The 1,469-nt window shown below is 65.6% G+C and carries 2 protein-coding genes; one reads left to right on the forward strand and one right to left on the reverse strand.

Translation table 11 applies throughout. The features are described from left to right. On the reverse strand, positions 1–849 hold an 849-nt coding region (argF, locus tag BIS11_RS17395), incomplete at its 3' end, for an ornithine carbamoyltransferase (RefSeq protein ID WP_253586700.1). Between the two features lie 197 nt (positions 850–1,046). On the opposite strand from argF, the gene grxD reads away from it, so the two are divergent. Next, complete coding sequence (grxD, locus tag BIS11_RS17400) at positions 1,047–1,403, forward strand: Grx4 family monothiol glutaredoxin (RefSeq protein WP_227389240.1); 357 nt, start codon at positions 1,047–1,049, stop codon at positions 1,401–1,403. Positions 1,404–1,469: the final 66 nt, after the last annotated feature.

Raw genomic sequence — 1,469 nt, forward strand, 5'->3', positions numbered from 1 at the left:
CTGCCATACTACCGCGCGCGGGTCGTCGAGCAGCGTCTCGCTGATCTCCTCGCCGCGATGGGCGGGCAGGCAGTGCAGGAACAATACGTCGTCCTTGGCGGCGTCGAGCATCGCCTCGGTCACCTGGAAGCCCGCGAAGTCTGCTTCGCGCTTGGCCTGCTCTTCCTCCTGGCCCATGGAGGCCCAGACGTCGGTAGTGATCAGATCGACCCCGCGGGTCGCCTCGACAGGGTCGTGGAACAGCGTGACGTGGTCACCGGCGGCCTCGAGGATGTCGGCACGCGGCTCGTAGCCCTCGGGGCAGCAGACGTGAAGCTTGAAATCGAACTGGCGCGCGGCGTTGATCCAGGAGTGGCACATGTTGTTGCCATCGCCCACCCATACCGCCGTGCGGCCCTTGACGCTTCCGCGGTGCTCCACCCAGGTCATCACGTCGGCAAGCAGCTGACAGGGGTGATAGTCGTCGCTCAGCGCGTTGATCACCGGCACGGAGCTTGCGCCGGCGAAGGTCTCGAGGCCCGCGTGAGAAAAGGTGCGGATCATCACCGCGTCGACCATTTCGGAGAGTACCCGGGCGGTGTCCTCGATCGGCTCGCCGCGGCCGAGCTGGCTGTCACGGGGCGAGAGGAACAGGGCGTGGCCGCCGAACTGGGTCATGCCGGTCTCGAAGGAGACGCGGGTGCGGGTGGAGGATTTCTCGAAGATCATCGCCAGCGTGCGGTTGGTGAACGGCGTGTAGACCGGGCCGTTCGCCTTGAGATCGGTCTTGATGGTGATGGCGCGCTGGATCAGGTAGGTGAGCTCGTCCGGGCTCAGATCCAGCAGGGTCAGGAAATGGCGGGTCGCCATGGCAATGTCTCTCCTCTTAAATACACCATCCTAGCGACGGCGCAGGGGATGCGCAACGCCATCGGCATGCGTAGAATAGGCCCACCCGACGACGCCGAGCGGTATTCGGTGATCGCGACGAAATTGCGGCGGACGTCGCTGCGCTCGACGCGTGGTCTAGACTACCCCCGGTCCGCCATCGATTTAAGGAGCACGACATGAGCACCACGGTTGAGAACATCCAGCGCCAGATCAGTGAAAACCCCATCCTGATCTACATGAAAGGAACGCCCCAGCTGCCTCAGTGCGGCTTCTCGGCCCAGACCGTTCAGGCACTGATGAGCTGCGGCGAGCGCTTCGCCTTCGTCAACGTGCTGGACAACCCGGACATTCGCAGCGAGCTGCCCAAGGTGGCCAACTGGCCGACCTTCCCCCAGCTGTGGGTCGAAGGTGAACTGGTCGGCGGCTGCGACATCGTGATGGAAATGCACCAGAGCGGTGAGCTCGAGAAGCTCGTCAAGGCGGCCGGCCAGCGCGCCGCTGCCGCCGACAACGGCGACGCGCCGAGCGAGTGATCCCCTCGGCGCTCGCGCGCCACTTGCACGTTGGCTCCCCGGCGGCCTGGCCGCCGGGGGCCCGCC

Source organism: Halomonas sp. 707D4 (assembly GCF_024158685.1).
Lineage (GTDB): Bacteria > Pseudomonadota > Gammaproteobacteria > Pseudomonadales > Halomonadaceae > Vreelandella.

Coding starts and splice junctions, on each gene's coding strand:
- grxD (WP_227389240.1), top strand. CDS start 1,047: ATGAGCACCACGGTTGAGAACATCCAGCGCCAGATCAGTGAAAACCCC.